Annotated in this window: 17 protein-coding genes and 1 tRNA gene; 16 read left to right on the top strand and 2 right to left on the bottom strand. The window is 70.3% G+C overall.

What is annotated here, in order from left to right; all coding sequences use genetic code 11:
• The first annotated feature begins 208 nt into the window (after nt 1-208).
• The 15 genes from topA (at nt 209) to SB754_RS02510 (ending at nt 19,318) form a co-directional block, all read left to right on the top strand.
• Nucleotides 209-2,971: a type I DNA topoisomerase gene (gene topA / locus SB754_RS02440; protein WP_410780762.1), complete on the top strand. Its 2,763-nt coding sequence runs from the start codon at nt 209-211 to the stop codon at nt 2,969-2,971.
• Nucleotides 2,968-3,588, top strand: coding sequence for a dTMP kinase (gene tmk, locus SB754_RS02445; protein WP_410780763.1), 621 nt, complete (start codon nt 2,968-2,970; stop codon nt 3,586-3,588). The genes topA and tmk overlap by 4 nt, the downstream gene beginning before the upstream one ends.
• 60 nt (nt 3,589-3,648) lie before the next feature.
• Nucleotides 3,649-4,842, top strand: a complete 1,194-nt coding sequence (locus SB754_RS02450) for a DNA polymerase III subunit delta' (protein WP_410780764.1) — start codon at nt 3,649-3,651, stop codon at nt 4,840-4,842.
• Nucleotides 4,839-6,413 carry an alpha/beta hydrolase gene (locus tag SB754_RS02455; protein ID WP_410780765.1) on the top strand — a complete coding sequence of 525 codons (1,575 nt, stop codon included), beginning with the start codon at nt 4,839-4,841 and terminating at the stop codon, nt 6,411-6,413. Before SB754_RS02450 ends, SB754_RS02455 begins: the two co-directional genes overlap by 4 nt.
• A gap of 39 nt (nt 6,414-6,452) precedes the next feature.
• Complete coding sequence (locus SB754_RS02460; protein ID WP_410780766.1) at nt 6,453-7,145, top strand: TetR family transcriptional regulator; 693 nt, start codon at nt 6,453-6,455, stop codon at nt 7,143-7,145.
• An 81-nt stretch (nt 7,146-7,226) separates the two neighbouring features.
• Nucleotides 7,227-7,299, top strand: a tRNA-Thr gene (locus SB754_RS02465).
• A gap of 153 nt (nt 7,300-7,452) precedes the next feature.
• Nucleotides 7,453-10,008, top strand: a complete 2,556-nt coding sequence (locus SB754_RS02470) for a PKD domain-containing protein (RefSeq protein WP_410780767.1) — start codon at nt 7,453-7,455, stop codon at nt 10,006-10,008.
• Nucleotides 10,009-10,067: 59 nt separating this feature from the next.
• Complete coding sequence (locus SB754_RS02475; protein WP_410780768.1) at nt 10,068-11,657, top strand: D-alanyl-D-alanine carboxypeptidase/D-alanyl-D-alanine-endopeptidase; 1,590 nt, start codon at nt 10,068-10,070, stop codon at nt 11,655-11,657.
• A 39-nt stretch (nt 11,658-11,696) separates the two neighbouring features.
• The gene (locus SB754_RS02480; RefSeq protein ID WP_410780769.1) at nt 11,697-12,272 is read left to right on the top strand and encodes an isochorismatase family protein; all 576 of its coding nucleotides are present in this window, start codon (nt 11,697-11,699) and stop codon (nt 12,270-12,272) included.
• 67 nt (nt 12,273-12,339) lie between these two features.
• The gene (locus SB754_RS02485) at nt 12,340-14,538 is read left to right on the top strand and encodes an MMPL family transporter (RefSeq protein WP_410780770.1); all 2,199 of its coding nucleotides are present in this window, start codon (nt 12,340-12,342) and stop codon (nt 14,536-14,538) included.
• Between the two features lie 34 nt (nt 14,539-14,572).
• Entirely contained in the window at nt 14,573-15,304 is a 732-nt protein-coding gene (locus SB754_RS02490; RefSeq protein WP_410780771.1) for an alpha/beta fold hydrolase, read from the top strand.
• A gap of 47 nt (nt 15,305-15,351) precedes the next feature.
• The gene (locus tag SB754_RS02495) at nt 15,352-15,861 is read left to right on the top strand and encodes an Lrp/AsnC family transcriptional regulator (protein ID WP_410780772.1); all 510 of its coding nucleotides are present in this window, start codon (nt 15,352-15,354) and stop codon (nt 15,859-15,861) included.
• Complete coding sequence (locus SB754_RS02500; protein WP_410780773.1) at nt 15,861-17,324, top strand: NAD-dependent succinate-semialdehyde dehydrogenase; 1,464 nt, start codon at nt 15,861-15,863, stop codon at nt 17,322-17,324. Before SB754_RS02495 ends, SB754_RS02500 begins: the two co-directional genes overlap by 1 nt.
• 1 nt (nt 17,325) lies before the next feature.
• Nucleotides 17,326-18,516 (top strand): thiolase family protein, encoded by a 1,191-nt coding sequence (locus SB754_RS02505; RefSeq protein WP_410780774.1) that lies wholly within the window; start codon nt 17,326-17,328, stop codon nt 18,514-18,516.
• Between the two features lie 40 nt (nt 18,517-18,556).
• Nucleotides 18,557-19,318, top strand: a complete 762-nt coding sequence (locus SB754_RS02510; protein WP_410780775.1) for a 3-hydroxyacyl-CoA dehydrogenase — start codon at nt 18,557-18,559, stop codon at nt 19,316-19,318.
• Nucleotides 19,319-19,387: 69 nt separating this feature from the next.
• Here the strand turns inward: SB754_RS02510 and SB754_RS02515 are convergent, their stop codons facing one another.
• Entirely contained in the window at nt 19,388-20,848 is a 1,461-nt protein-coding gene (locus tag SB754_RS02515) for a helix-turn-helix domain-containing protein (RefSeq protein ID WP_410780776.1), read from the bottom strand.
• Between the two features lie 115 nt (nt 20,849-20,963).
• Here SB754_RS02515 and SB754_RS02520 point away from each other — a divergent pair, with 115 nt between their 5' ends.
• Nucleotides 20,964-22,796 carry a phosphoenolpyruvate carboxykinase (GTP) gene (locus tag SB754_RS02520; protein ID WP_410780777.1) on the top strand — a complete coding sequence of 611 codons (1,833 nt, stop codon included), beginning with the start codon at nt 20,964-20,966 and terminating at the stop codon, nt 22,794-22,796.
• Nucleotides 22,797-22,897: 101 nt separating this feature from the next.
• On the opposite strand, the gene SB754_RS02525 is transcribed toward SB754_RS02520, so the two are convergent.
• On the bottom strand, nt 22,898-24,883 hold the full coding sequence (locus SB754_RS02525) for an ABC transporter ATP-binding protein (protein WP_410780778.1): 1,986 nt from the start codon (nt 24,881-24,883) through the stop codon (nt 22,898-22,900).
• Nucleotides 24,884-25,025: the final 142 nt, after the last annotated feature.

The raw sequence follows: 25,025 nt of genomic DNA on the forward strand, positions 1-25,025 counted from the left end.
TCCGACGAGCGGCGGCGGGACTGCGCCCAGGGCGAACTCCGTGGGACGGATTAGGCGGACAAGCGGCGAAGGTGTGTATGGTTTGCCTGTCGGACGACCGGCCCTCTGGGGCGTGGGCGCCGCCGCCGGGGGAGCGGACCACGCCGGTCCAGTCGTGGACGACAGTCAGCTGTGGACGACACAGCGTGTGCATATTAAGAGGAGTCAGGTGCCTGACACGAAGAAACTCGTCATCGTCGAGTCTCCGAACAAGGTGAAGTCGATCGCCCAGTATCTCGGCGACGGCTACGAGGTCATGGCCTCGGTCGGGCACATCCGTGACCTCATCGAGCCCAAGAACCTCCCGCCGGAGCTCAAGAAGGGATCGCTCGGCAAGTTCTCCGTCGACGTCGAGAACGAGTTCGAGCCCTACTACGTGGTCTCCGACCAGAAGAAGAAGACGGTCGCCGACCTCAAGCGCGCCCTCAAGAACGCCGACGAACTCCTGCTCGCGACGGATGAGGACCGCGAGGGCGAAGCCATCGCCTGGCACCTCGTCGAGGTGCTGAAGCCGAAGGTCCCCGTGAAGCGGATGGTCTTCCACGAGATCACCCGTGAAGCGATCGAGAAGGCTCGTGACAACACCCGCGAGATCGACACGGCACTGGTCGACGCGCAGGAGACCCGGCGCATCCTCGACCGCCTCTACGGCTACGAGGTGTCCCCGGTGCTGTGGCGCAAGGTCGGCCCCGGTCTCTCCGCGGGCCGCGTGCAGTCCGCAGCCACCCGGCTGGTGGTCGACCGGGAGCGCGAGCGTCTGGCCTTCGTCCCCGCGTCGTATTGGGGACTCACCGCTCAGCTCGCCCCGGAGGAGGGCAACGCCTTCGACGCCCGGCTCGCCCGGCTCGACGGAACACGGGTCGCCACCGGGCGCGACTTCGACGACCACGGCCGTCTCACCTCCGAGGCCCGGACGCTCGACGAGGCGTCCGCGACGGCGCTCGCCGACGCGATCCGCAGCGAGACCACAGAGGTCGCCGTCTCCAAGGTCGACTCCAAGCCCTACTCGCGGCGACCGGCCGCGCCGTTCACCACCTCCACGCTGCAGCAGGAGGCCGCCCGCAAGCTGCGCTTCTCGGCGCGGCAGACCATGAGCGTCGCCCAGTCGCTCTACGAGAACGGCTACATCACCTATATGCGCACCGACTCCGCGTCGCTGTCGCAGCAGGCGATCAATGCGGCGCGCACGCAGGCCGCCAAGCTGTACGGACCCGAGACGGTCCCGGACAAGCCGCGCACCTACGCCTCGAAGAGCAAGAACGCCCAGGAGGCGCACGAAGCGATCCGCCCGTCAGGAGAGACCTTCCGCACCCCGAGCGAGCTGGAGCGGTCGCTGCGCGGACCGGAACTGCGGCTCTACGACCTGATCTGGAAGCGCACGGTGGCCTCCCAGATGGCCGACGCCAAGGGGCAGACGGCCTCCGTCACCGTCGAGGCGCGGATCACCGAAGGCCCGCTCGACGGCACGCTGGCCGAGTTCACCGCGAGCGGTACCGTCATCACCTTCCGCGGCTTCCTGAACGCCTACGAGGAGGGGAAGGACGAGGAGCGCAACGCGTCCGACGCCGCCGAGGCGAAGCTGCCCCCGCTGACCGAGAAGCAGCCTCTCGGCGTACAGGACGTCGCGGCCGACGGCCACGAGACCACCCCGCCGCCCCGCTACACCGAGGCCAGCCTCGTCAAGTCGCTGGAAGAGCTCGGGATCGGCCGGCCCTCCACGTTCGCCAGCATCATCTCGACGATCATCGACCGAGGCTACGTCACACAGCGCGGTCAGGCGCTGGTGCCGAGCTGGGTCGCGTTCTCGGTGGTCCGGCTGCTCGAGGACTACTTCGGCGACCTGGTCCAGTACGACTTCACCGCCGAGATGGAGGACGACCTCGACCGCATCGCAGACGGAGAGGCGGAGCGGGTCGACTGGCTCAACAGCTTCTACTTCGGCAGCGGCAAGCACAAGGGACTCCGCCGGGTCATCGACAACCTCGGCGAGATCGACGCGCGCAGCATCAACTCGATCACGATCGACGACGGCGTCACGCTCCGCATCGGCAAGTACGGCCCTTACCTCGAGGTCCCCGACCCGGAGGCCGGCCCCGACGCGCCCCCGCGGCGGGTCAACATCCCGCCGGAGCTGGCCCCCGACGAGCTCACCCCCGCCAAGGCCCACGAGCTGATCGAGGCGCCGGTGCAGACGGACCGGGTGCTCGGGAGCAACCCCGAGAACGGCAAGCTGGTCCTCGCCAAGGACGGCCGGTTCGGCCCGTACGTGACCGAAGCCGACCCCGAGGACGAGACGACGGCCGACCCGGCCACCGGCGAAGTGACCGAGCCGGCGAAGAAGACCAAGAAGGCCGCGGCCGCCAAGCCGCGCACCGCCTCCCTGTTCAAGTCGATGGACCTGGCGAGCATCGACCTCGACACGGCGCTCAAGCTTCTGTCGCTGCCGCGCGTCGTCGGAATCGACCCGGAGTCCGGCGACGAGATCCAGGCGCAGAACGGCCGCTACGGTCCCTACCTCAAGAAGGGCGCCGACACCCGGTCCCTGCCCAGCGAGGACGACATCTTCGAGATCGACCTCCCCGGGGCGCTCGAGCTCTACGCTCAGCCGAAGTACGGCAACCGCCGTGCATCGAGTGCGCTCAAGGAGTTCGAGGCCGACCCGGTCAGCGGCAAGCCCATCCGGATCAAGGACGGCCGCTTCGGTGCATACGTGACCGACGGCGAGACGAACGCGACCATCCCGCGCGGGGAGACCGTCGACGAGGTCGACTTCGCGCGCGCCGTGCAGCTGCTCGCCGACAAGCGGGCGAAGGGACCGGCCAAGAAGCCGGCCGCCAAGAAGCCCCCCGCCAAGAAGCCGGCCGCGAAGAAGCCGGCTGCGAAGAAGCCGGCCACGACGCGGACGACCGCCGCGAAGAAGACCGCCGAGTGAGCCGCGGCCTCTTCATCACGCTCGAGGGTGGGGACGGTGTGGGCAAGTCCACCCAGGCCGCCCTCCTCGAGGAGTGGCTGACCGGACGCGGCCGCACCGTTGTCCGCACCCGAGAACCGGGCGGCACCGACGCGGGCGTGGAGATCCGGGAGATCGTGCTGCACCACCGCGGTGACATCGCCCCGCGCGCGGAAGCGCTCCTCTACGCCGCCGACCGGGCCCACCACGTGGCCACCGTCGTGCGGCCGGCCCTGTCGCGCGGAGAGGTCGTCCTGCAGGACCGCTACCTCGACTCGTCCGTCGCGTATCAGGGCGCCGGCCGCGTGCTCGACGCCCAGCAGATCCGCGACCTCTCGCTCTGGGCTGCGGAAGGCCTCCTCCCGGACCTCACCATCCTCCTCGACCTCGACGAGGAGTCCGCCCGCGCCCGGCTCGACCGGTCCCGCACCCGCTACGACCGGCTCGAAGCCGAACGATCCGACTTCCACGCGCGTGTGCGTGCGGCCTACCTCGGCCTCGCCGAGGACGAGCCGGACCGTTTCCTCGTCGTCGACGCCGGCCGGCCGGTGGACGAGATCGCCGCGGAGATCCGCGAGCGGCTCGCGGACCGCGTCTGACCGCTGCGTCGCCGTGTCCGCTGTCCGACCGTGTCCGCCGTGCCAGCTAGCCTGGAACCCATGACGGTGTGGGACGAGCTGACGGGGCAGGACGAGGCGATCGAGGTCGTCCGGGCCGCCGCCGAGGGGTCCGCAGCGCCGTCCGCGACGGGTTCGGCGACCGGCCGCGGCATGACGCACTCCTGGCTCATCACCGGGCCGCCCGGGTCCGGCCGCTCCAACCTCGCGTTCGCCTTCGCCACAGCCCTGCTCAGCCCCGGCACGCCGGAAGGAGACCTCGCCACTCGGCGCCAGGTCGAGGCCCGGACGCATCCCGACCTCGCCGTGCTCAGCACCGAACGCGTGATCATCTCGATCGACGAGGTCCGTTCGCTCGTCGCCAGCTCGCAGTTCTCCCCGTCCGTCGGGCGCTTCCGCGTCATGATCATCGAAGACGCCGACCGCATGACCGAGCGCACGTCCAACGTGCTGCTGAAGGCGCTGGAAGAGCCGCCGGAGCGGACGGTGTGGATCCTGTGCGCCCCGAGCGACGCCGACCTGCTACCCACCATCCGGTCCCGCGTTCGTACCGTCCGTCTCCGCGTGCCGAGCGTCGGCGACGTCGCAGAGCTGATCCGGCGCCGCGACGGCGTGGACCCGTCCACGGCCGAGCGCGCCGCCCGCCACGCGCAGAGCCACATCGGGATGGCGCACCGGCTGGCGACCCACGAAGAGGCCCGCCGCCGCCGCGAGCAGACCCTCGAGCTCGCGCTCGGCATCCGCTCCGTCTCCGACGCGGTCCTCGCGGCGGCGAGCCTGCTGGAGATCGCGGGAGCCGACGCCAAGGCGATCACGGAGGAGCGCGAGGCGGAAGAGCGTGAGAACGCGCTGCGCTCGCTCGGGATCGAACCCGGTGGGACGATTCCGCCGGCGCTGCGCGGTCAGCTGCGCCAGCTCGAGGAGGATCAGAAGCGCCGAGCGACACGCAGCCTCCGCGACGGCATCGACCGGATCCTCGTCGACCTGCTCTCGCTGTACCGCGACGTGATGATGATCCAGCTCGGCAGCGACAGCGAACTCGTGAACATCGAGTTGCGCGACCAGCTCGATGCTCTCAGCGCCCACACGACTCCGGCCGCTACGCTCGCCGCGATGGATGCCGTCGCGACCGCGCGGGAACGGATCGACGGCAATGTCGCCCCGGCCCTCGCGCTCGAGGCCATGCTGACCACGATCCTGCGCGGCACGACCGTGCGAAAGGGGAGCGACCTGTGATCACCAGAACCGGCCGGGCCGGCTCCGGCCGAGCCGTCCAGCGTCGTCGGGCCGTCCGCACCGCCGCTGTAGCGGTGGCCGCGGTCGTCGCCCTCACGCTCACCGGCTGCGTGACCTGGTTTCTTCCGGCGAAGGCGCCCGCGACCTCCACGCCGGCATCCGAGAAGGTCTCCGCCGCACTCCAGCCGTACTACAGCCAGGTGCTGCACTGGACGTCCTGTTCGAGCGGCAAGCAGTGCACGACGGTGAAGGCGCCCCTCGACTGGAACGACCCGGGGGCCGGGCAGGTCAACCTGGCGCTCATTAGGCAGGCCGCGAAAGGCACCAAGCAGGGATCGCTGCTGACCAACCCCGGCGGCCCCGGCGCCTCCGGTTTCGACTTCGTCAAGGACTCCGTGGACTACGTCGCCGATGCGACCCTCCAGGACCACTTCGACATCGTCGGGTTCGACCCCCGCGGGGTCGGACGCTCGACGGCGGTCAAGTGCTACGACGCCAAGCAGATGGACGACTATCTCTACGGGATCACGCCCGGCGTCCGCGGGTCCGACCAGTGGATCGCGGAGAACACCACGGTCGCCAAGGATTTCGGGAAGGCCTGCCAGAAGAACACCGGCGCCCCTTTGCCGAAGGTCGACACGGTGAGCGCGGCGCGCGACCTCGACCTGATGCGCGCGACCCTGGGCGACACGAAGCTCAACTACCTCGGCTACTCCTACGGCACCTACCTCGGCGCGGTCTACGCCGGGCTGTATCCCGGCAAGACGGGTCGCCTCGTGCTCGACGGCGCCCTCGACCCGGCGGCCACCAACTTCGAGGTCACCGAAGTGCAGGCCAAGGGCTTCGAGAGTGCGCTCCGCGCCTACCTGAAGAGCTGCCTGACCCAGAAGGGCTGCCCGTTCATGGGAACGGTGGACGACGCCATGGCCACCGTCGCGCAGCTGCTCGCGGCCGTGGAGAAGAGTCCCATCCAGAACTCCGACGGGCGCGAGCTCGGCGCGAACACGCTCGTGACGGCGATCATCACCCCGCTATACGACGCGACGGCGTGGTCGTACCTCGACAAGCTGTTCGACTCGGTGATGAAGGGCAGCGCATCGGTCGCGTTCACCCTGGCCGACACGTACAACAACCGCTCGGAGGACGGCACGTACTCCGACAACTCGACCGAGGCGTTCGTCGCCATCAACTGCCTCGACTACACGTACGACGCCGACCCGGCGCTGATGCGGCAGCAGGCGGCGGAGCTGGCCAAGGCGGCACCGGTGATCGGCCCGTACATGGCGTACGGCGATATCGGCTGCGCCAACTGGCCGTACAAGGCGACCGGGCACCGGGGCCCCATCTCCGCTGACGGATCCGCTCCGATCCTAGTCGTCGGCACGACGAACGACCCGGCCACCCCGTACGTCTGGGCGAAGAACCTGGCGTCCGAGCTGCAGAACGGCCACCTCCTCACCTACAAGGGCGAGGGGCACACCGCCTACAACAAGTCGAACTCCTGCGTGAACGACACCGTGGACTCCTACCTGGTGAAGGGCACGATCCCCGAAACGGGGAAGACCTGCTGAGAGTGGTGCAATTTTGCAGGGGATGAAATAATCGTGATCGTGTCTGCGGCTCCCGTTTCCACCCTGACCGAGCTGGGCCTGCGCGAGCGCAAGCGCATCGCCACCCGCCGGGCGATCCAGCTCGCCGCCGTGGAGCTCGCGGGCGAGCGGGGCTTCGACCGCGTGACGATCGACGAGATCAGCCACGTGGCGAACGTGTCGCCGCGCACCTTCTTCAACTACTTCCCGTCGAAGGAGTCGGCGATCATCGGCGAACTCCCGGAGCTCCCCGACGCCGAAACGATCGACCACTTCGTCACTGCGGGCCGGGACGAGCCGATCCTCGAGGGCATCAGCACCCTCCTCATCGCCGCCATCGACGTGGGCGACACCGGTGAGCCCGACCAGAGCGACGGCGCAGAGGATGCGCTCAACATGCAGCGCATCCACCGTCTCCGCCGGGCGCTCCTCAAGGACAACCCGGAGCTGTTCGCCTTGCGCATGGCCAGCATGCACAAGTTCGAGGATGCGCTCAGCGGGGTCGTTCAGCGCCGGCTGGAGCACGACGATCCGTCGCTCGCCGACGACCCGGAGACGTTGCACCAGCGGGCGCGACTGGTCACCTACGTCGCCTTCGCCGGGATGCGGCACGCGTGGTCGTGCTGGGCCGATCATGGCGGCGTCGAGCCGCTGTCGGACCGGCTGCGGAGCTCGTTCGAACAGCTCTCCGCGCTCGGCACACAGGTCCGCTGACCCGTCCTCCGCCGCTGTTCGAGACTCCCGCTTGGATCGGGTAAGCTATCTGACTGTGCGTCGAGCGGAAGCCCGGCCCACGCCGCCCTAGCTCAGTCGGCAGAGCATCTCACTCGTAATGAGAAGGTCAAGGGTTCGATTCCCTTGGGCGGCTCTCTTCGGCCCCATCCACGGCACCAATCGCGGATGGGGCCGTTCCTGTTTTCTGCCCGGTGGACACGGATATGTGTTTTCCCGTGCACGGGGCTGGTCCGGGGGGTAGCCTGGTCACAAAGTTGAGGATCAATCAAGTCTGCCCGAGGCTGTCATGAATGCATCGAGATCCCACCGGGCGCGCACGCGCGGCCTGTTCGCCGCAGCGCTGAGCGCGCTGCTCCTCACCGCCGCAGCGCTCGGGTCCACGGCCCCCGCGACGGCCGACACGATGCCGCCGGATCCGACGAACCCGGCGTCGCCGCCGACGGTCGGTGCGACCGCGCTGCCCACGGTGCAGATGGACGGGGTCGCATGGTCCCAGACCGTCGTCGGAGATACGGTCTACGTCGCCGGCAAGTTCACCACTGCTCGGCCCGCCGGTTCTCCCGCCGGCTCCAACACGACTCCACGCAGCAACTTCCTCGCTTACAACATCACCACAGGTGTGCTGAACACCTCCATCAACGTTCCGCTGAACGCCCAAGCGCGTGCGGTCGTGGCCTCCCCCGACGGATCCCGGGTCTACGTCGGGGGGGATTTCACGACGGCGGGAGGGGCGACCTTCTACCGGATCGTGGCGATCAGCACCGCCACCGGTCAGCCCATCGCTTCGTTCCGGCCGGTCATCGACAGTCAGGTGCGGGCGCTCGCAGTGACCAACACGGCTGTGTACGCCGGCGGAACCTTCTCGAGCGTGAATGGCGTGGCACGCGGTCGCATCGCGAAGCTGGATCCCACCAACGGATCCCTCGTGAGCTCCTGGACGGCCTCTGCGGACGCCCCGGTGAGCGCGCTGGCGGTGAGTCCCGACGGTAACAGGGTCTACGCCGGCGGGTCCTTCGCGAACATGAACGGCGCTTCCCACTACGGCCTGGCGATGCTGAGCGGCGCGACGGGCAGCGCACTCCCATTCCCGACGAACACCGTCGTGCGCGACGCCGGAGTCAACGCGGGCATCACCTCTTTGGCGGCCACCGCCGACCGGGTGTACGGCTCGGGCTACGTGTTCGGCTCCGGTGGGAACCTGGAGGGCAGTTTCGCCGCAGACGGCACCACCGGGGCCCTGATCTGGCTCGAGGACTGCCACGGCGACACCTATTCGGTCAAGCCGCTCGGCGACGCTCTCTACCTCACTGGGCACCCCCACGATTGCCGGAACGTCGGCGGCTTCCCCGACACGAATCCACGGACCCACCACCACACGATCGCCTTCTCGAAGGCACGTACCGGGACGCTGACGAACGATGGGAACCGGTCCTACGCGAACTTCCGGGGCCAGCCCTCGCCCACGCTCCTCAACTGGTTCCCCGCATGGACGGTCGGCACGTTCACGGGTCAGAGCCAGGCGGCGTGGACGGTCGACGGGGACAGCCGGTACGTAGTGGTCGGGGGAGAGTTCCCCTCGGTGAACGGGATGGCCCAGTACGGCCTGACCCGCTTCGCCTACGACTCGGTCCGGCGGAGCACGACGGGGCCGAACAACAACACTGCGCTCACGCCTACTGCTGCCTCCACCACGGCCGGCCAGGCGACCGTCAGTTGGACGGCCACCTACGACCAGGACAACGTCTCCCTCACCTATGCGCTCGCGCGTGACGGGGACACCGCGCATCCGGTGTACCAGACCACACGCAGCTCGGTGTTCTGGAGCCTGCCGGCGATGTCGTTCACCGACACCGGGCTCGCCGGTGGCAGCGCGCACACGTACACGCTCACGGTGACCGACCCGGACGGCAACCGCATCTCGCGCGTCGGCAACCGCGTCACCATAGCGGGCGGCGGGGCCAACCAGCCTCCGACGGCATCGTTCACGGCCGCCGCGAACGGCCTCGCCGTCTCCGTCAACGGCAGCGGCTCGAGCGACCCGGACGGCACCATCGCGTCGTACGCCTGGAACTTCGGCGACGGAGCCACCGGCTCCGGAGTGACCGCCGGGCACACGTACGCCGCCGCCGGAACGTACACGATCACGCTCACGGTGCGCGACAACGCGGGCGCGACGGCGACGACGACACGGCAGGTGACCGTGGCCGCGACGTCCGGGACGACCCTCGCCTCGGATGGCTTCGGCCGGACGGTCACGGGAGGCTGGGGCTCCGCGGACACGGGCGGAACCTGGACGGCGTCCGGGACCACCACCTCCTACTCCGTCGCCTCCGGAACCGGGCAGATGGTCGATCCGGCCGGCTCGACGAAGAGCGAGACGCTCGGCGGGGTGTCGTCGACGCGGGCCGACTCGACCATGACCTTCACCACGGACGTGTCGCCGACGGGAGGTGGCGTATTCGTCTCCGCGATCGCCCGGCAGGTCGGCACCTCCACGTACGAAGGCCGCGCGTGGCTGAGCGCCGCCGGCGCGGTCCAGGCGCAGCTCCTGGTCAACGGCACATCCGTGCAGTCGGTGACCGTGAGCGGCCTGACCTATGCGGCCGGGAACCAGCTGAGCCTCCGGGTGCAGGCGGTCGGCACGTCGCCGACCACGCTGCGGGCGCGGGTCTGGTCGTCGACGCAGGCGGAGCCGGCCGGCTGGCAGGTGAGCGCGACGGATTCCACGGCTGCCCTGCAGGCTGCGGGGGCGGTCGGATTGCGAGCATACCTGTCCTCGGCGGCGACGAACACGCCGGTGACCGTCCGCTTCGACAACTACCTGGTCTCGGCGGTTCCCTGAACAGCGGCCGCCATCGAGGGCGCGTAGCGGCGTTCAGGTAGCCCGGGTAACATACCCGGATGCACGAATCGGACCAGCCGGTCACCGGACCCGACCCGTCCAGCGTCCCGACTCCTCCCACTCCAACCGACACGTCGCCCGACTCCGAGCCGCCCACGAACACCGGCTCGGGCCGTCGCGCGGCGGTTCGCCCTCCGGTCGGAGGCGGGATCGGCGCCGGCGTCATGGCGGCGATCCGGAAGCACCCGAAGACGTGGATGGCGGCCGCGGGAGCGGTGGCGTTCGTCCTCCTCGGGACCGGGAGCGTGGCGCTCGGCGCCACCATCGGTGCGCCGGCCGCAGCGGTCGGCGTCGCAACCACCTCCTCGGCCACGCCTTCCCGCACGGCGACACCCACGCCCACACCGACCGCCGACCCCGCGCGCCCGGTGCCCGCCGCCCAGGCGGCGGCCACGCGCGTCCGCACCTGCTCGGTCGCCGGCCTCGCTGCGGACGGCCGCCTCGGCAGCCTCGAAGCGCAGGTCGTCAACGCCAAGACCGGACAGACGCTGTTCGACCGCAACGGGGTGAAGCCGGGCCCGACGGCCTCCGTGCTCAAAACCCTCACCTCGGCGGCTGCGCTGGCGACCCTCGGACCGGACTACCGCGTCTCCACGACGGTCGTGGCAGGCAGCACGCCGGGTCAGGTCGTCATCGTCGGGGGAGGGGACGTGACCCTCTCGCGCCTGCCGGACGGCCAGGCCTCCTTCTACACCGGTGCTCCGAAGATCCAGGATCTGGCGAACCAGGTGAAGCAGGCGATGGGCGGACAGCAGATCACCTCCATCGTCGTCGACGCCTCCCTCTTCGGTGCGCCGTTCTGGCAGCCGAGCTGGGACGAGCACGAGGAGCGCATCGTCGAGGGCTCGACCCCGTACATGACGTCCCTCATGGTGGACGGCGACCGGGACGACCCGACCGCGGTGGAGTCGCCCCGCAGCACGGACCCGGTGTCGCGCGCGGTGCAGTACTTCCAGCAGTACCTGGGCACGAACGTCGGCGTCAGCCAGGGCGTTGCCCCGGCCGGCGCACGCCAGCTCGGCGCCGTGCAGTCGCAGCCGGTGACGACCCTGATCGACCAGGCCATGAAGGTCTCCGACAACACGATCATGGAGGAGCTCGCCCGTCTGGTCGCGATCAAGAACGGCGCGGGCAACACCTTCGACGCGCTGAACGCCGGCGTCCTGGCGGGGCTCAAGGGCTACGGGATCGACACTTCGGGCATCCACATCGCCGACGGCTCCGGGCTCAGCGCCGACAACGCGGTTCCGCCCTCGTACCTCACCCAGCTCTTCATCAAGGTGCTGAACCGGCAGAACGGTCTCGGCGTCATCTACGACGGCCTCCCGGTCGCCGGCAAGTCGGGCACGCTCGGGCCGGGCTACAACCGGTTCACCGGCTCGAGCTCGGTCGCGCGCGGGTCGGTGTTCGCGAAGACGGGATGGATCGACAACGGATACACGCTGTCCGGCATCATCAACTCCGCAGACGGCACCCCGCTGACGTTCGCCGTGTTCGCCCTCGGCAACGTCGGGGACAACGCCAAGCAGGCGATCGACAGCCTCGTCGCCGGCTTCTACAGTTGCGGCGACAACCTCTCCAACGGCTGAGCCGGCGACCACAGAGCCGACCGGAGCGAAAGGACGAGCATGGGCACCGCGCTCTTCATCGTGGACATCCAGAACGACTTCACCGAGGGAGGCGCGCTCGCGGTCGCGGGCGGAGCCTCGGTCGCCGCGGCGGTGACCGCCCACCTGCGTGAGCATGCCGACGACTACGACATCATCGTCGCCAGCCGCGACTGGCATGACGCCGACAACGACAACGGTGGCCACTTCGCGGTCGACGCGGAGCCGGACTTCGAGGACAGCTGGCCGGTGCACTGCGTGGCCGGCACGGCAGGCGCCGACTACCATCCGGCGTTCGACACCTCGCGCGTGACCCACCACGTCCGCAAGGGGCAGGGCGTGCCGGCGTATTCGCTGTTCGAAGGGACCACCGACTCGGGAGGGACGGTGCGCGACCTCCTCGATCAGTACGGCATCCAGACGGTCGAGGTCGCGGGGCTCGCCACGGACTACTGCGTCCGGGCATCGGCCCTGGATGCGCTCGCTCACGGACGAGAGGTGCGTGTGCTCACCTCCTTGGTGGCCGGTGTGGCGCCGGTCAGCTCGGAGGCGGCCCTGGCCGAGCTGGCGCAGGCGGGGGCCGAACTGGTCGTCTGACGGCGTGGACGACGGCGACACAGCGCGCTACGCTGATTGCTAGCTCATCTAGTAATCAGGAGGCGAAGTGTCGAAGGGTGTCCGGGATCGAGGATCTGCCCCCGAGCCCGCCCGCTGGCTGCGGATCGTCGTGCCCGCCGTGCTGGTGCTCATCTGGCTGACGCTGGCCGGCATCGGAGGACCGACGTTCGGCAAGCTCTCCGGCGTCTCCAGCAACGACCAGGCGGCCTTCCTCCCGGCCAGCGCCGAGTCGACCGAGGTGCAGGAGTGGCAGAAGCGCTTCACCGACTCCGGCTCCATTCCGGCGATCGTGGTCGTCGAAGCCGAGCAGACCATCCCGAAGAGCGAGCTCGCGACGACCTACGCCGAGCTGGGGACGAAGCTGGGTGCCGTAGACGGCGTCCAGGCACCCGCCGACGGAGCGAGCACCAGCGTGGCCGGGCCGATTCCGTCGGAGGACGGCCGGGCGGTCGAGTACATCGTCCCCATCGTCGACTCCAACGAGGTGAAGACGGTCGTGGCCGACCTGCGTGCAGTGGTGACGGATGAGGCCCCCGAGGGCACACGCGCCTGGGTCACCGGACCGGCCGGGCTCACCGCCGATCTGGTGAGCGCCTTCGGAGGCATCGACGGCATCCTCCTGCTCGTCGCCGTGGCCGCCGTGTTCGTCATCCTGCTGCTGGTCTACCGCGCGCTGCTGCTGCCGTTCCTCGTGCTGCTCACGTCGGTGTTCGCGCTGTGCGCGGCGATCCTCCTGGTGTACCTGTTCGCGCTCTGGGGCTGGATCACGCTGTCCGGGCAGAGCCAGGGGATCCTCTCCATCCTGGTCATCGGCGCTGCGACCGACTACTCGTTGCTGCTCGTCGCCCGCTACCGCGAGGCCCTCGAGCAGCAGTCGTCCCGCTGGGTGGCCATCGTCCGGGCCTGGAAGGCGGCGTTCGAACCGATCCTCGCGTCCGGCGTGACGGTCATCCTGGCGCTGCTCTGCCTGCTGTTCTCGGACCTCAACTCCAACAAGAGCCTGGGGCCGATCGCGGCGATCGGCATCGTCTTCTCACTGCTGTCGGCGCTGACCTTCCTGCCCGCACTCCTGGCGGTGTTCGGCCGTGCCGCGTTCTGGCCGTTCCGGCCGGTCGTCGGCGGGCGTCCCCTGAAACACGCCGAGGGCGAGGCGCCGGTCGGCCTGGAGGGCGTGCACGGGCTGTGGCGGCGCATCGGCGGGCTGATCGGCCGTCGCCCGCGCGTCACCTGGATCGTGTCGTTCGTCCTCCTCGCCGCCTGCGCGCTCGGCCTCACCCAGCTGAAGGCGAACGGTGTCCAGCAGACCGATGTCGTCCTGACCCAGTCGGATGCGGTGAACGGTCAGGCGATCGTCGCGAAGCACTTCGACGCGGGGTCCGGCTCGCCGGTGCTCATCGTCGCGCCCGAGGCGCAGGGGGATGCGGTGCTCGCGGCGGCGAAGAGGACCGACGGCATCGCCTCCGCCGCCTTCTACACCGGAGGCGGCCGGCCGCAGCCCGGTGTCGTGGCGGACCCGGTGGTGAAGGACGGCCGGGTGCTCATCCAGGCCACGCTCGCCTCCGAGCCGGGTTCGGCGAAAGCGGAGGCGGTGGTGAAGGACCTGCGCGGCTCGTTGTCGTCCGACGGGTCGGTCCTGGTCGGCGGCGTGACCGCCATCGCCCTGGACACGAACGAGACCGCGCAGAGCGACCTGGCCAAGATCATCCCGATCGTGCTCGGGGTCATCCTCGTCATCCTGATGCTGCTGCTGCGCTCGATCCTGGCGCCCGTGCTCCTGATAGGCAGCGTCGTGCTGTCGTACGCGGCGGCGCTCGGGATCTCAGCGCTGGTGTTCGACAACGTGTTCGGCTTCCCTGGGGCGGATGCGGCGGTGCCGCTGTTCGGCTTCGTCTTCCTGGTTGCGCTCGGCGTGGACTACAACATCTTCCTGATGACGCGGGTGAGGGAGGAGTCCCTCCGCATCGGGACGCGGCCGGGCATCTTGCGCGGGCTCGGCCTCACCGGAAGCGTCATCACCTCGGCGGGGGTCGTGCTGGCGGCGACGTTCGCGGCGCTGGCCGTCATCCCGATCCTGTTCCTGGTGCAGATCGCGTTCATCGTCGCCTTCGGGGTGCTGCTCGACACGGTCATCGTGCGCACGCTGCTGGTTCCGGCCGCCTCGTACGACATCGGCCGGGCGATCTGGTGGCCGTCGAAGCTGTGGAGGGACCGGCAGCGCGAGGCGCGGGCGGAGGTGTCGTCGTAGCGGGGTGCAGCCGGTGCCGTGACAGAGTAGTGGCATGACGCGCATCCACGTCGACCGGCACCCCGGACCGGATCCAGTGCTGCTGGTCCACGGCTTCGCCTCCACGGGCGCGCTGACCTGGGAGGCGACAGGATGGGTGGCGGCGCTCGCCGAGGCGGGACGGGGTGCGATCGTCCCCGACCTGCGCGGCCACGGCGGCAGCGACGCTCCGCACGACCCGGCCGCGTACTCGCCCGAGCTGTTCGCCCAGGACCTGCTGGCCGTCCTCGACGAGCAGGGCGTCGAGAGCGTCGATGCTCTCGGCTACTCGATGGGCAGCTGGGTCTCGCTCGCGCTCGTCGGGATCGCCCCGTCCCGCGTCCGCCGACTGGTGGTCGGCGGTGTCGGGACCGTCGAGCAGTTCGCCCGGTGGGGCGTCTCCGCCGTTCAGGCGGCGCTGCGGGACGAGGACGCCGGGCTCGATCCCGCCAGTCCGCTCGCCCCGCTGCTCGCCTCCCTGCGCCAGGCTCCCGGAATCGACCGGGAGGCGCTGGCGGCGTGCGCGGCGGGCATGGCCGCACACCCCCTCCCGCTCGCCAGTACGGTGCCCACCCTGCTGGTCGTCGGGGAGGTGGATCCGGTGACGGAGGGCGCGGACGAGGCGGCACGCCTGCTCGGCGCCGAGCTGGTCGTCCTGCCGAAGCGCAACCACGTGACCACCCTCAGCGCCCGCGCCTTCAAGCAGGCCGCCCTCCCGTTCCTGGGAGCTTCGGCGCTCGCACCGTAGGCGCGTACCGTGCGTCGTACGATGTGCGAGGACCGAAGGAGGGCCGCATGGTCGACGCGCTCGATGCCGAGCTGATCGCGCTGCTGGCCGCGGAGCCCCGGCTGGGCGTGTTCGAGGCGTCCCGGCGGCTGGGGGTGGCACGCGGGACCGTGCAGGCGCGGCTGGACCGGCTGCAGCGGAGCGGCGTCGTCCGGGACTTCGCACCCACCATCGACACGGAGCGGCTCGGCTACCCGGTGACCGCGTTCGTCACCGTCGAACTGGCGCCAGGCGGGGACAGCCTCGCGGCGACCGTCGTGCAGCATCTGGAAGCCATTCCCGAAGTTCTGGAAGTGCACCGCGTGACGGGGCCGGGCGACCTCATGGTGCGGGCGGTGGCGCGCACCAATTCCGACCTGCAGCGCGTGATCGACCGCATCGGCGCCGACGACGCGGTCCGGCGGACCTCGACGGTGATCGCCCTGACCGCCCTGATCGACCACCGCACCGTGCCGCTCGTTCGAGCAGCGGTCGCGCCGGAAGACGACCCCGTGACCACAGAGGAGGAACACGACTGATGGACGAGAAGGCTCTGCTGGAGCGCGTGCCCGACAGGCTCTACATCGGAGGCGAATGGACGACCGGATCCGCGGGGACGTTCCCCGTGTTCGACCCGGCGACCGGGAACCGCATCAAGGAGATCGCCGACGCCTCACCCGAGGACGGCATCCGGGCGCTGGATGCGGCGGTGGCGGCCGCTGACGCCTGGGCCGCGACGCCGGCGCGAACCCGCGGTGAGATCATGCGCCGTGCCTTCGACCTGCTGCAGGAGCGCCGGGACGAGTTCGCGCTGCTGATGACGCTCGAGATGGGCAAGCCGCTGGCGGAGGCCAACGGCGAGGTGACCTACGGCGGCGAGTTCCTGCGCTGGTTCTCGGAGGAGGCGGTCCGGATCACCGGCCGCTACGGCGAGAACCCCGAAGGCACCGGGCGGATGATCGTGTCGCAGCATCCCGTCGGGCCGTGCTTCTTCATCACGCCGTGGAACTTCCCGCTCGCGATGGCGACGCGGAAGATCGCGCCGGCGCTCGCCGCAGGCTGCACGGTCGTGATCAAGCCGGCCGAACTGACGCCGCTGACGACGCTGTACTTCGCGCAGCTGCTGACGGACGCGGGGCTGCCCGCCGGTGTGCTCAACGTGGTGACCACGACCTCCTCGGGCACGGTGTCCGCGCCGATCATCGCCGACTCGCGCCTCCGCAAGCTGTCGTTCACCGGCTCCACCGCCGTCGGCAAGAAGCTGCTGCAGCAGGCCTCCGAGAACGTGCTCCGCACCTCCATGGAGCTGGGGGGTAACGCGCCGTTCGTGGTGTTCGACGACGCCGACCTCGACAAGGCGGTGGAGGGCGCCATGCTCGCGAAATTCCGCAACATCGGAGAAGCGTGCACGGCCGCGAACCGGTTCATCGTCCACGAGGACGTCGCCGACGAGTTCGCCCGCAGGGTGACCGAGCGCGTCGGCGGGCTGAAGATCGGGCGCGGCACCGAGGACGGGGTGACCATCGGACCGCTGATCAACGAGGGCGCGGTCGACAAGGCGGCTTCGCTGCTGCAGGATGCGGTCACGCGCGGCGCGTCCGTCCTGACCGGCGGTTCGCGGCTGGAGGGCTCCGGCACGTTCTTCGAGCCGACCGTGGTGACCGATGTGCGGCCCGGGAGCGAGATCCTCCGCGAGGAGATCTTCGGGCCGGTGCTGTCCATCATCCGGTTCTCGGACGAGGACGAAGCGGTCCGGCTGGCCAACGACACCGAGTACGGGCTGGTCTCCTACGTCTTCACGAAGGACCTGGCTCGCGGCCAGCGGATGATCGAACGGCTGGAGACCGGGATGATGGGCCTGAACGTCGGCGTGGTGTCCAACGCCGCAGCGCCGTTCGGCGGCGTGAAGCAGTCCGGACTCGGCCGCGAAGGCGGCTTCGAGGGCATCCACGAGTACCTGAACACCAAGTACACGCTCACGCCGAACCCGTTCGGAGTGTGACATGGCGGCCACAGAAGCGGTCATCGTCGACGTCGTCCGCACCCCGTCAGGGCGTGGGAAGCCGGACGGCGAGCTGTCCGACATCCACCCGGCCGACCTCCTGGCCGGTGTGCTATTGGAGATCGTGGGACGCACCGGGATCGACCCAGCCGTCATCGACGACGTCATCGGCGGCTGCGTCACCCAGTCCGGCGAGCAGGCGGGCAACATCATCCGCACGGCCGTGCTCAGCGCCGGCTTCCCGGAGAGCATCCCGGGGGTCACGATCGACCGGCAGTGCGGGTCCAGCCAGCAGGCGGCCGCGTTCGCGGCGCAGGGAGTGATGGCCGGGGCCTACGACGTCGTCATCGCCTGCGGGGTGGAGTCGATGAGCCGGGCCCCGATGGGGTCGAACGTGCAGGGGGCGGCGCTCGGCGGCGAGCTGCTCAAAGGCCGGTACCCCGACGGACTCGTCAACCAGGGCGTCGCGGCGGAGCTGATCGCCGACCGCTGGAGCTTCGACCGTGCGCAGCTCGACGACTACGCCGCCTCCTCCCACGGCCGGGCGGCGTGGGCTGCAGCCGACGGTGCGTTCGACGGCGAGCTGGTCGCCGTGCCGACCCCCGACTCCGGCAGCGTCGTCGCCGACGAGACGATCCGGCCGGGGACGACGCCGGAGAAGCTCGCCCAGCTGCAGCCGGTGTTCCGCACCGACCGCCTGGTGGCGCGCTTCCCGCAGCTGGAGTGGCGGATCACGGCGGGCAACTCGTCGCCGCTGACCGACGGGGCATCCGCAGCGCTGATCATGAGCGCGGAGGCGGCGAAGCGGCTCGGTTTGCGTCCGCGCGCCCGCTTCCACTCGTTCGCCGTGGCGGGCAGCGACCCCCTGCTGATGCTGACCGGCATCCTGCCGGCGACGCGCAAACTGCTGGAGCGCAGCGGTGTGCGGATGGACGAGATCGACGCGTACGAGGTCAACGAGGCGTTCGCGCCGGTGCCGCTGCTCTGGCAGCAGGAATTCGACGCCGACCCGTCCCGGCTGAACCCGCGCGGCGGCGCCATCGCCCTCGGCCATGCGCTCGGATCGTCCGGAACACGCCTGCTTGCGACCCTCCTGAACGAAGTGGAGGCGCGCGGCGGCCGATACGGCCTCCAGACCATGTGCGAGGGTGGCGGCACGGCGAACGCGACCCTCATCGAAGTGCTGCGCTGACCGGCGCAGTGCGTCCAACCGATCGAAACGAAGGAGAACCATGCAGCTCGACGGATGCTCCGCCCTCGTCACCGGTGGTGCGAGCGGACTAGGAAACGCCACAGCGCAGACCCTGACGGAGGCCGGCGCGAGCGTCGTGATCCTCGACCTCCCGCAGTCGGAGGGGGAGAAAGCGGCGACGGCACTCGGCCCGACCGCCCGCTTCGTCGCCGCCGACGTGACCGACGAAGCGCAGGTGCAGGCGGCCGTGGATGCGGCGTCCGAGCTGGCGCCGCTGCGGGTGGTCGTGAACTGCGCGGGGATCGCCACCGCCGAGAAGGTCCTCGGCCGGGAGGGACTGATCCCGCTCGCGCACTTCGAACGCGTGGTCCGGGTCAACCTGATCGGCACCTTCAACGTCGTGCGGCTGGCTGCGGCCGCGATCGCGCAGACGGACCCCGTGGGGGAGGAACGCGGCGTGATCGTCAACACGGCGTCGGTCGCCGCGTTCGACGGCCAGATCGGGCAGCCGGCCTACTCGGCCTCCAAGGGCGGGGTCGCCGCGATGACGCTGCCGCTCGCCCGCGAGTTCGCGCGCAGCCTCATCCGCGTGATGACGATCGCGCCGGGCATCTTCGAGACGCCGATGATGGCGGGCCTGCCGCAGGCTGCGCAGGACTCGCTGGCCGCCCAGGTGCCGCATCCATCGCGCCTCGGCCGCCCGTCGGAGTACGCGGCCCTGGTCCGCGCGATCGTCGAGAACCCGATGCTCAACGGCGAGACCATCCGCCTCGACGGCGCCATCCGCATGCAGCCCAAGTAGCCCGCGCCTCCCTCCCGATTCGTGACGAATCCGCGGAATCGCGGCGCCGAAGCCCCGATTCGTCACGAATCAGGCGCCGGAGTGGGCCTCCAGGAAGGCGTACACGTCGGAGTCGTCGACACCGGGGAAGGACCCGGACGGTAGCGGCGACAGGATGTGCGCGTGCAGGCGGGCGCTCGGCCACGCCTTCCCCGCCCAGCGCCCCGAGAGGTCCGCCGGCGGGCGCTTGCAGCACGACTCGTCGGGGCAGCGCGACTCCGCACGAACGGTCGTCTCCCGCCCGCGGAACCACTTCGCCTCGTCGAACGGCACGCCGATGCTGATCGAGAAGCCGCCCTCCGCCGTCGTCCCGGTCTGCGTGGCGCACCAGTAGGTGCCCGCGGGCGTGTCCGTGTACTGGTACAGCTCCGTCGTGCGGTTGGTGTGCGTGAACGCGGTGCGGGCGCCCCATTTGCGGCAGACGACCTGGCCCTCGATCGAGCCGGTCACGTCCGTGGGCAGCGGCAGTCCGTCGTTCTCGTACCCCTTGTACAGCGCGCCGTCGTCGCCCACCCGGAGGAAGTGCATCGTCATGTCGAGGTGACTGGTCGCGAGATTGGTGAGCCGCAGCGCGGCGGCCTCGTGGGTCACACCGAATGCGTCGCGGAAGTCCTCGACCGCGACGTCCTTGTCCTTCTTCGCCTGCTGCAGGAACCCGACTGCGGCATCCCTCGGCATCAGGCAGCAGGCAGCGAAGTAGTTGATCTCGAGGCGCTGGCGCAGGAAGTCGGCGTACGACTTCGGCCGGGTGTGCCCGAGCAGACGGTGCGCCATGGCCTGCAGGGCCATCGAGCGGAGGCCGTGACCGCCCGGGATGGACGCCGGCGGCAGGTAGATGCGGCCGTTCTCCAGGTCCGTGATGGAGCGGGCCGAGCGTGGGAGGTCGTTGACGTAGATCAGCTCGAAGCCGAGCTTCTCGGCCATCACGCTGACCTCCCGGTGGGTGAGCGCGCCGCGGACGTGCCCGGACGCCCGCACCTGCTGCTCCGCCAGCTCCTCGATCTCGGGGATGTAGTTGTGCTGGGCGCGCATCCGCTCGCGCAGCTCCGTGTTCGCCCGGCGGGCCTCCTCCGGCGTCGCGATCGCCTCGCTTGCGCGCCGGCTCAGCTCCCGGTGCAGCCCGACGAGCGACCGGAGGGTCTCTGTCGGCGTCCCCTTCGTCGGCTTGACGGCCGGGAGCCCGAGCGACGCGTAGAGCGGACCGCGCTGCGAGCGCGCCAGCTCGATCTCGAGCGCCGCGCGCTCGTCCGGCGGCTCGGTGGACAGTAGGTCCGCCGTCTGCACGCCGAGCGCAGCGGCCAGGGCGCCGAGGAGCGAGATGCGCGGCTCCCGCTTGCCGTTCTCGATCAGGGAGAGCTGGCTGGCGGCCACGCCCGCGGCGGCACCGAGGTCGTCGAGCGTCAGCCCGCGCCGGATGCGGAAGTGCCGGATGCGGTGGCCGAGCGTCGCGACGTCGATGTCCTGCGGCTCCGAAACCAGGGGAGTGCTCATCCCTTCACGATAGCGAAAGAACCGCGATTCTTACAGGGGAATCCGTCTGTTAGACGACCGGAAGATCGCGGAAGCTGGATGCAACACCACTTCTTTCCACGAAAAGGACACCGCTATGAGCATCGCCGAGCTGCCCCTGACCGACGCCGCCCCGTCCGGCGGGCTCGCCGCCGTGCGTGCCTGGGTGAGCGACATCGCGGCACTGACCCAGCCCGACGAGGTCGTCTGGTGCGACGGCTCGCTGGCGGAGGCCGACCGGCTCACCAAGCAGCTCGTCGCCGAGGGAAAGCTCATCCGGCTGAACCCGGAGTGGCGCCCCAACAGCTTCCTCGCCCGCACCGACCCGGGCGACGTGGCGCGGGTCGAGGACCGCACCTTCATCTGCTCCCTCGACGAGTCCGACGCCGGCCCGACCAACAACTGGCGGGAGCCCGAGGGGATGCGGGCCGAGCTGCGCGGCGTCTTCGCCGGAAGCATGCGCGGCCGGACGATGTACGTCGTCCCGTTCTCGATGGGACCGGTCGGCGGGCCGCTCTCGCAGGTCGGCCTCCAGCTCACCGACTCGGCCTACGTGGCGGTCAGCCTCGGGATGATGACCCGCGTCACCGAGACCGTCCTCGACCTGATCGATGCGGGCCAGCCGTGGGTTCCGACCGTGCACAGCGTGGGCTACCCGCTCGTCGACGCGGAGGGCGTCCGCCGGGACGACGTGCCGTGGCCGTGCGACACCACCAAATACATCGTGCAGTTCCCGGATACGCGCGAGATCTGGTCGTACGGATCCGGGTACGGCGGCAACGCCATCCTCGCCAAGAAGTGCTTCGCGTTGCGGATCGCGTCCGTCATGGCACGCGACGAGGGCTGGCTCGCCGAGCACATGCTCATCATCAAGGTGACCTCGCCGGAGGGGCGCGCCTTCCATTTCGCGGCGGCGTTCCCGTCGGCGTGCGGCAAGACCAACCTCGCGATGCTGGAGCCGAGCATCCCCGGCTGGAAGGTCGAGACGATCGGCGACGACATCGCCTGGCTGCGACCGGGGCCGGACGGGAGGCTGCGGGCGATCAACCCGGAGGCCGGGTTCTTCGGGGTCGCGCCGGGCACCGGCGAGAGCACCAACCGCACGGCGGTCGAGACGCTGTGGGGCAACACCATCTTCACGAACGTGGCACTGCGCGACGACGGGGACGTCTGGTGGGAGGGGCTGACCGACGAGCCGCCTGCACACCTGATCGACTGGGAGGGGAAGGACTGGACGCCCGAGAGCGGTCGCCCGGCCGCGCATCCGAACTCCCGCTTCACCGTGAGCGCCGCGCAGTGCCCGTCCATCGCCGACGACTGGGATGCCTTCGACGGCGTGCCGATCGACGCCATCCTCTTCGGCGGCCGTCGTGCGACCAACGTCCCGCTGGTGGCTCAGGCGCGCGACTGGCGGCACGGGGTGTTCCTCGGTGCGACGATCTCGTCCGAGCGGACGGCCGCGGCGGAGGGCACGGTCGGGGAGCTGCGGCGCGACCCGTTCGCCATGCTCCCGTTCTGCGGCTACAACATGGCCGATCACTGGGCGCACTGGCTGGAGGTCGGGGAGTCGCTGGGCAGCGCGGCGCCGGCCGTGTTCCAGGTGAACTGGTTCCGCAAGGGCGACGACGGCCGGTTCCTGTGGCCCGGCTTCAGCGAGAACGCGCGGGTGATCGAGTGGATCGCGCGGCGCGTCGAGGGCAGCGCGGGCAGTGTCGGCACACCGATCGGACGGCTGCCCATCGCCGACGAGCTGGACCTCGACGGCCTCGACCTGCCCGCCGAGGACGTGGGCGCCCTGTTCGAGGTCGACGCGGACAGCTGGCTCGCCGAGTGCGACCTCACCGAGGAGTTCTTCGACCGCTTCGGCTCCCGGGTCCCCGCCGCCCTGCGCGCCGAGCTCGCCTCCCTCCGCTACCACCTGCGCGCCTGACCTGCCGCCTCCTCGGGGCCTCCCGCCCCCGTCGAGTACACAAAAACTGCACGCGAATCGCCCGATTCGCGTGCAGTTTTTGTGTACTCGACGGTGGGGGGTCAGACGAGGAGCTGGTGCTTGGCGAGGTCGCGGTAGAGGGGGGTGGTCTCGACGAGCTCGGAGTGGGTGCCGGTTCCGATGACGCGGCCGTGGTCGAGCACCACGATCTGGTCGGAGTCGACGACCGTGGAGAGGCGGTGCGCGATCACGAGGAGCGTGCGGTCCTCCGCCACTGCGTCGATCGCCTCGCGCATCAGCTGCTCGTTGCGGCCGTCCAGGCTGGAGGTGGACTCGTCCAGCAGCAGCACGGGAGGCGCGGCCAGCAGCGCACGGGCGATCGCCAGCCGCTGGCGCTCGCCGCCGGACAGCATGATGCCGTCCTCGCCGACCGGTGCGCCCAGACCCAGCTCGTTGCGCTCGAGCACCTCGGTCAGGTTGACGGCGTGCAGCACGTCGACGCACTGCTCGTCGGTCGCGTCGGGCGCCGCGAGCGTCAGGTTGTCGCGCAGCGAGCCGGCCAGCACGGGCGCATCCTGCTCCACGTAGCCGATCTGCGAACGGAGGGCGACCCGGTCGAGGGTGCGCACGTCCATCCCGCCGAAGCGCACCTCGCCGTCCTGCGGGTCGTAGAACCGCTCGACGAGCGCCAGGATGGTCGACTTGCCGGCGCCGGACGGTCCGACGAGCGCGGTCCGCTTGCAGCGCGGTACGCGGAAGCTGACCCCGTGCAGCACGCCGCCGTGCCGGGAGGACGCGGCGTCTGCTCCGGCGCCCGCGGCGGCCTCGGCCTCCGCGACCACATCCGTGCCGGTGAGCGCCTCGAACGCCAGCCGCTCGGGGGACGGCTCGGCCGGCGCAATTGCACCCGCGCCCGCTGCCTCCGCCGCTACGCCCTCGGCGTCCCCGGCCCCTTCCGGATACGCGAACCGCACATCCACGAACTCGATCGCCGGCGCCTCCGGAGCGAGCCCCTCGTTCGCCGCGCCGATCGTCATCGCGAGCGGCGCGAGCTCGCGGTCGTGCTGGTCCTCGGTCGGCAGGTCGAGGATCTCCTGGATGCGCCCCAGCGCACCGAGGGCCGAGTTGACGGCCGCGATGGCCCCGAACGCCTGGCCGAGCGGCAGGATCATCATGAACAGGAAGAGGATGAACGCCACCAGGTTCGAGATGGTGATCGCACCGCTCGCCACGCGGAACCCGCCGACGCCGAGGACGACGAGGAACGACACCTGCATGGCGATCCCGGCGACCGGCACGACGAGTGCCGAGATCTTCGCGACCTGGATGCCCATCCGCCATGCGCCCGTCGCGTCGTCGTCCACCGCGGCCACCTCGCGCTCGGTCGCGTTCGCAGCGCGGATCGTGCGCACCGAGCTGATCGCGCGCTCCACCGCGGCGGCGAGGTCGCCCACCTTGTTCTGCGCCTTCTGGCTGGCGACCCGGATCCGCCCGGACAGCAGCACCACTGTCACCACCGAGACGGCAACGACCAGCACCGTGAGCCCGAGGAGCACTGGGTCGATGATGAGCATCGCGATGAGCGCGCCGACGAAGGTGAGGGCACCGCCGATCGCCTCGACGAGACCCTGCGTGAGCACCGCGCGCAGGAGGGTGGTGTCGGATCCGACGCGCGACACCAGGTCGCCGGTGCGGCGGGTGTCGAACTCGCTGATCGGCAGCCGCAGCAGCCGTCCGACCAGCTTGCGCCGCGACGACAGCACGACGCCTTCGCCCGTGCGCTGCAGGAGGTAGTGCTGATAGCCCGAGATGAGGCCGGACACGACGACGAGCGCGACGAGACCCCAGACCAGGCCGTTCAGCGGCTGCTGCTTGCCGACCAGGGTGATCACCTGGCTGACCAGCAGCGGCTGCGCCAGGCTCGCCGCAGCGCCCAGGATGCTGAGCACGACCACGACCGAGAGGACGCGCTTGTGCTCCAGGAGGTAGGGGAGCAGCTGCGAGAACCGGGCACGGGGCCCGGCGTCGTCGGTGGGGCGGCCGAAGCCACGCCGGCGACGGGGCGCGGTGGTGGACGTGGTGGACATGACGGTGTCTCCGTTCGGGGGAGGAGGGGCGTCGGAGCGGCGGCGCTATTACCTTCGACCGTACTTCCTATGGACTGCCTGTTTGCTGAAACGGCCGAACCCGACTGCGCAACGCGACTCCACAGCGCGACTGCACGATGCC

Source organism: Leifsonia sp. SIMBA_070 (assembly GCF_046534635.1).
Taxonomy (GTDB): Bacteria; Actinomycetota; Actinomycetes; order Actinomycetales; family Microbacteriaceae; genus Leifsonia.